Consider the following 6,545-nt stretch of genomic DNA (forward strand, 5'->3'; position numbering starts at 1 on the left):
TAAGATCCGTTGGACTGCTGCGAAAGTATAGCGCGGGAGAGCCGATGATCAGCAAAGGCTTTTGAAGCGGCGGATGGAAGCGATTCGGAAGCCGAAAGGGTAGGAGCGATTAAGAAATGGAGAACAGCAGCAGGAAAGTACTCGTTAAGGTGCCGGCCAGCACGGCGAATCTGGGCCCCGGCTTCGATACGCTGGGCATGGCGCTGGACTTGTATGCATGGATTGAGATGGGCTTTGCCGAACAAACCGTCATTGAGTTCTTCGGTGATCAGGTCAAGGGTGTGCCGGCGGATAAGAGCAACCTTATCTATAAGGTGGCGCAGATGGTGTTCGAGCGGGCCGGTGTAAGCCACCCGGAGCTGTACATCGGCATGTACAGCGAAATTCCGTTGACACGCGGCCTCGGCAGCAGCGCATCGGCCATTGTGGGGGCGCTCGCCGCGGCCAACGCGCTCATCGGCAGTCCGCTGTCCGATGACGAGCTGTTCCAAATGGCGACGGGCTTGGAGCAGCACCCCGACAACGTCGGGGCGTCGCTGTTCGGCGGACTTGTCGTCGCCTTCTGGGACGGCACGCGGGCGGAGCACATTCGCGTGGAACCGCACGGACAGCTGGAAGTGCTGGTCGCCATCCCTCACTTCCAACTGTCGACGGAAAAGGCGCGGGGCGTACTGCCGCGTGAGCAGAGCCTCGAGAATGCCGTTTTCAACGTCGGCCATTCGTCGCTGCTTGTCGCCGCCCTGTGCACCGGGCGGCTCGATATGATCGCATGCGCCATGAAGGACGCGCTGCATCAGCCTTACCGGGCGGCCCTTGTGCCCGGCCTGGGTCAAATTCTCGCCGAAGCGACGGACCGCGGCGCCTTGGGCGTGGCTCTTAGCGGCGCGGGTCCGACGATCCTCGCGCTCGTTGACCGGAGAAGCTCCCGCAAAGCGGAGCTGGAGCGGTTCATGGTGGACACGCTGAAGAAGGAGGGGATCGACGCCACGACCATGTGGCTGAACCCGGACAAGCACGGTGTACAAGTGCACCCGTTGACACCTGAAGATGAAAGGTGTACATTACTGGAAAAGATAAAAGGAGAGGTCCGTGCATGAAGCGAGTATCCCTCCTGGGTCCAGGCACGTTCACCGAGGAATCCGCCCATTACTTTCTCGGCAAAGACGGGTTTGAATATGTGAACTGCAAGCTGATCGCCGATGTATTCCGCGCGACCGTGGACGGAACGACCGATTTCAGCGTCATTCCGATCGAGAATACCTTCGAGGGCTCGGTCAGCCTGCATGTGGATTGGCTGGTCCATGATGTGGACCTGCCGATTCAAGCGGAATGGGTATACCCGATATCCATTAATCTGCTTTCCATTCCTGCTGTGGAGAATGAGCCTGACGCATTCGAGAAGGGCTGCGGCCGGATCCGCAAAATCTATTCACACGGTGTGACGCTGGCCCAGTGTCAAAAGTTTTTGCGTGAGCATCTGCCGCATGTGGAGCTGGAGCAGGTCGGCAGTAACGGCGAAGCCGCCAGACTGGTGAGGGAACTGAATGACCCGGCTATAGCGGCGCTGGCTCCTCAGGCCGCGGGCGAGCTGTACCGTTTGCAGACGCTTGCCGCAGGCGTACAGGATCATCAGAACAACTACACCCGGTTCGTACTGATCGGCCGCGAGAAGCCGGTCATGAAAACATCGGCCGGCTGCAAAACGACAATCCTCGTGACGCTGCCCGAGGATTACCCGGGCGCACTGCACCAGGTGCTGTCCGCGTTTGCCTGGAGACGGATCAACTTGTCCAAAATCGAGTCGCGTCCAACCAAGAAAAAGCTGGGGAATTATTTTTTTTATATCGACATTGAGGCTTCTATGGACTCCGTATTGCTCCCGGCAGCGCTTCAAGAAATTGAAGCGATCGGCTGTCAGGTGCGCATCCTGGGTTGTTACCCGACTTACTCCTATGAGTCCGAAACTTCGGAGGTGTAATCAGACGTGGCACAAGTCATCTACCTAAATGGGGAATACGTCAACAAAGAAGAAGCGAAAGTATCGGTTTATGATCATGGTTTTTTGTATGGCGACGGCATTTTTGAAGGGATTCGGATTTACAACGGGAACATTTTTAAATGCAAGGAGCATCTGGACCGGTTGTATGACTCGGCCAAATCGATCATGCTCGACATTCCTTTGAAGCAGGACGAGATGCAGGCCGTTCTCGCGGAAACGATTCGCCGCAACGGGCTGCGGGACGGATATATTCGTCTGGTGGTTTCCCGGGGTCCCGGGGACCTGGGACTTGACCCGAGACGCTCGCCCAAAGCGAATGTAATCATCATTGTGGAACAGCTGTCGATTTATCCGGAAGAAGCTTATGTGAACGGTCTGAAAACGGTATCCGTCTCGACACGGCGCAACGTTCCGGATGCGCTTAACCCGAAGATCAAATCGCTGAACTACCTGAACAACATTTTGGTCAAAATCCAGGCGAACCTGGCCGGCGTAGGCGAAGCGATCATGCTCAATTCCCAAGGTTATGTGGCCGAAGGTTCATCGGACAATATCTTCATCGTGAAGCGCGGCGTTGTATATACTCCGCCTTGCTATTGCGGTGCGCTTGAAGGCATTACGCGTGGCGCCATTATCGAAATTTGCGGCAAATTGGGGTATACGGTCAAAGAAGAGCCGTTCACCCTGCATGACGTCTATGTGGCGGACGAGGTGTTCTTTACCGGTACAGCGGCGGAGGTCATCGCGGTTCGCGAAGTCGATGCCCGCATCATCGGCGAAGGCAAAGCCGGTCCAATCACCACCCACCTGCTGAAGGAATTCCGCAAGCTGGTCGAGATTGACGGCCTGAAGGTTTACGAATAATGGATAAGCGAGGACCCGTCTAAGACGGGTTCTTTTTGTTATCCCGGAAAAAGCCGCGATTTTTTCTGGAATTCGATGGTCAAATGCCCACTTTGCTGCATAAACTGTAATATCATTTTGTTTCGCATCGTTTGCGTGCGGCGAGACACAGCGGACGTAACCCGAACGATCATACTTCCGCAAAATTTGAAGGAGGTTTATGCAGTGAAGATTCATATCGTAAAAAAAGGCGACTCTCTCTATGAGATCGCTCAAAAGTACCATGTCGAGCTCGACAAGCTGATTGCGGCCAATCCGCACATCCCTGACCCGAACGTGCTTGACATCGGCACGAAGGTGAAAATCCCTGCTTCGCCGAAATCGATTACGCCGCCGACGGATTATTTGTATAAACACATCGCCGTGCAGGGGGATTCGCTCTGGAAGTTGGGTAAAGCGTGGGGTATTCCACTGGCAGATATGATCGCCGCCAACCCGCAGCTCAAAAACCCTAATGTTTTGATGACAGGCGAAGCCATTTATATTCCGAAGCTGAGTGCTGCCCCGTCACAGAAGCTGAGTACGGGCGTCAAACCGAAAGCGGACACGTCTCAGATTATTCCCGAAGCTCCGCTTCCGGTGGAAGAACCGCCGGCAGCGGAGCAGGAGGCAGAAAAGCCGAGCATAGAGATTCAGCATGAGCCTTCCAAGGAGCAGCCGAATGTGCTCCAGGCGGAAAAGACTCCCGAACAGCCTAACGTAGAGATACAGCAGCAGCCTTCCAAGGAGCAGCCGAATGTGCCGCACATTCAGTCGGCCCCGCAGTGGCCTTATGTGGAGAAACAGAAGGAGCCTTCGAAAGAGCAGCCGAATGTACCGCACATCCAGGCGATCCCGCAGATACCGAACGTGGGAATACAGCAGGAGCCTGCGAAAGAACAGCCGAGTGTGCCGTACATCCAGTCGGTTCCGCAGTGGCCTAACGTAGGGATATTGCAAGAGCCTTCGAAGGAGCAGCCGAATGTGCCGCACATTCAGTCGGCCCCGCAGTGGCCTAACGTGGGAATACATCAGGAGCCTTCGAAGGAACAGCCGAATGTGCCGCACATCCAGTCGATCCCGCAGTGGCCGAACGTAGGTATACAGCAGGTGCCCTCGTATGAGCAGCCGAATGTGCCGTACCTCCAGGCGATTCCGCAGTGGCCGAATGTGGGTATACAGCAGGTGTCCTCGTATGAGCAGCCGAATGTGCCGTACATCCAGGCGAGTCCGCAGTGGCCGAATGTGGGTATACAGCAGGTGTCCTCGTATGAGCAGCCGAATGTGCCGTACATCCAGTCGGCCCCGCAGTGGCCGAACGTAGGCATACAGCAGGAGCCTTCCAAGGAGCAGCCGAATGTGCCGTATATCCAGTCGGCCCCGCAGTGGCCGAACGTAGGCATACAGCAGGAGTCTTCCAAGGTGCAGCCGAATGTGCCGTACATCCAGTCGGCCCCGCAGTGGCCGAACGTAGGCATACAGCAGGAGCCTTCCAAGGAGCAGCCGAATGTGCCGTACATCCAGTCGGCCCCGCAGTGGCCGAACGTAGGCATACAGCAGGAGCCTTCCAAGGAGCAGCCGAATGTGCCGTACATCCAGTCGGCCCCGCAGTGGCCGAACGTAGGCATACAGCAGGAGCCTTCCAAGGAGCAGCCGAATGTGCCGTACATCCAGTCGGCCCCGCAGTGGCCGAACGTAGGTATACAGCAGGAGCCTTCCAAGGAGCAGCCGAATGTGCCGTACATCCAGTCGGCCCCGCAGTGGCCGAACGTAGGCATACAGCAGGAGCCTTCAAACGAGCAGCCGAATGTTTCTCCATTTGACGCCATTCCGCAAATCCCTTACTTGGGCGTCCAGCAAGCGCCAGCCATAGAGCTTTCCAATATCTCGCCCTCTTATGGGGTTCCGCAGTGGCCGAATACGGCGCATGCACTGACGGCAGTGGAGAGTAATGAGCCGTTCGGGTTACATGAGGCTGTCTTGCCTCATTACACGGTGCCGCAATCGGATTGGCAGACGGGGATTCATTCGGGAGCGGGGAACCTGCCGCCTTCTTCCGATTTGTTTCAGCAATATCATGTGCCGGCGACGGAAGTCATGGCTCACGATACGGAATCGTCCAAAAGCAAAGGAAAAGAAGAAGAATGGAAGCAGCCGGAGCACCTGCCGTTGCCGCCCGTGCATACAATGCCGACGGCCGAATCGCTTCCTGCGCTGCCGAATCTGCCTTCAAGCTCGGAGATCCCGTATTATACTCCCCATGCGCCTCTTCCTTCATTTCCTTACGTGGAAGGACCGCATTTGGGAGGAGGTTGCGGATGCGGCAAGGGTCAGCCTCAACTTCCCTACGCGTTGCCTTTGGCGGCAGGCTATCCCGGTATTCCTACGGCGGGAGATCCGTTCTTATCGTATCCGATTCATCCTTATGGCGTGCCGATAGCGCCTTACGGAACCGGTGGTTATTCTTCATTCGAGCCGTTAGCGGCAGTCAACGCTTATCCGGGAATTTCGCCGTACGCGGACACGGCCGGTCCGGGATCTCCCCTTAATGTACCCTATCCCTGGGGCGGGCAGGACTGGGGCGGGCAGGAGGCTTACGGTTACCATGACCAATCCAAAGGGGATAAGGAAAAATCCCGGGAGGAGAAGGCGGAGGTTTCTCAAACGGGACCTCAGCCGGTTCCCAGGCAGTCCAAAGCCTCTGCGAAACGGAAATCGCCGCGCGTTTCGATCAGCAGTCTGATCAAACGCCATAACCGAAGAACACGGAAAACGGAAACAGTGAGAAAGGCGTCTCCTTGGATAAATAATTAAAATGCAAGGGGGTGTCCCATAAGTCACCGAGGTGACGGGGGTACCCCTTTTTCATTTTTGTAAAACAAAGGCTCTGTTAAAGGTACATGTTGATATTTGATACCTGCCCAAATCTTAACATAGGAACAAGTATTCGGGGGGGTTATAGGTGAGCAAAGCGTTTAGAAACTTGTTAAAATATATCGACAAATTACCACACACCCAAAAAGAGCAAGTCTATCAATGGGTTAAATGCTATGTCGAGCCTTCTTCCTCTGCTGGTGGTCGTTTAATCAATGAAATAAGAGAAACTCGCTTCAAGGAAGGATTTGAATGTCCTCATTGTTCATCAGAACACGTTGTTCGGTTCGGAAAATATAATGGTCGACAACGGTATCGCTGTAAATGTTGTGGCAAAACCTTCACTGACACAACCAATACCGTCTTGTACCGTACCCGAAAAGGCAACGAATGGATTACATTTGTTGATTGTATGTTCAAAGGATATTCCCTGCGAAAATCGGCTGAAGTCGTAGGAGTTACTTGGGTTACACTTTTTTATTGGAGACACAAACTGTTAAACGCCTTGAAACAAATGGATTTTGACCATTTTGAAGGTATCGTTGAAATTGACGAGACCTATTTCCTGTACTCTCAAAAGGGGCAACGTGGCATTACTGACCGTAAACCTCGCAAACGTGTCGGTAAATCCAAGCATAGAGGGATTAGCCACGAACAGGTTTGTGTTCTTGTTGCCAGAGACCGTACAAAAGCAACTGTCTCCAAAGTTGCTTGTATGGGTCGGGTTGTGAAAACTGTTTATCGCAAAATAAAAGTGCCGAGAATTGCAGCGTAAAAATGCCGAGAAAAT

Annotated in this window: 4 protein-coding genes and 1 pseudogene; all 5 read left to right on the forward strand. The window is 54.4% G+C overall.

Annotated elements, in window-relative coordinates:
* Positions 1–116 precede the first annotated feature (116 nt).
* Positions 117–1,097: a homoserine kinase gene (gene thrB / locus NR121_RS03040; RefSeq protein ID WP_137670535.1), complete on the forward strand. Its 981-nt coding sequence runs from the start codon at positions 117–119 to the stop codon at positions 1,095–1,097.
* A complete protein-coding gene (pheA, locus tag NR121_RS03045; protein ID WP_256830440.1) occupies positions 1,094–1,978 on the forward strand; it encodes a prephenate dehydratase in 885 nt (294 codons plus the stop codon). The genes thrB and pheA overlap by 4 nt, the downstream gene beginning before the upstream one ends.
* 6 nt (positions 1,979–1,984) lie before the next feature.
* Complete coding sequence (gene ilvE, locus NR121_RS03050) at positions 1,985–2,863, forward strand: branched-chain-amino-acid transaminase (RefSeq protein WP_054819710.1); 879 nt, start codon at positions 1,985–1,987, stop codon at positions 2,861–2,863.
* A gap of 204 nt (positions 2,864–3,067) precedes the next feature.
* A complete protein-coding gene (locus tag NR121_RS03055) occupies positions 3,068–5,695 on the forward strand; it encodes a LysM peptidoglycan-binding domain-containing protein (protein WP_256830441.1) in 2,628 nt (875 codons plus the stop codon).
* A 148-nt stretch (positions 5,696–5,843) separates the two neighbouring features.
* A pseudogene (locus NR121_RS03060) lies at positions 5,844–6,491 on the forward strand (IS1595-like element ISPana1 family transposase); the annotation flags it as partial.
* Positions 6,492–6,545: the final 54 nt, after the last annotated feature.

This window comes from Paenibacillus sp. Pae15 (genome assembly GCF_024519685.1).
In the GTDB taxonomy this organism is placed as follows: domain Bacteria; phylum Bacillota; class Bacilli; order Paenibacillales; family NBRC-103111; genus Paenibacillus_G; species Paenibacillus_G naphthalenovorans.

Excerpts from the sequence above, each read along its gene's own strand:
- thrB (WP_137670535.1), top strand. The coding sequence starts at position 117 with ATGGAGAACAGCAGCAGGAAAGTACTCGTTAAGGTGCCGGCCAGCACG.
- pheA (WP_256830440.1), top strand. The coding sequence starts at position 1,094 with ATGAAGCGAGTATCCCTCCTGGGTCCAGGCACGTTCACCGAGGAATCC.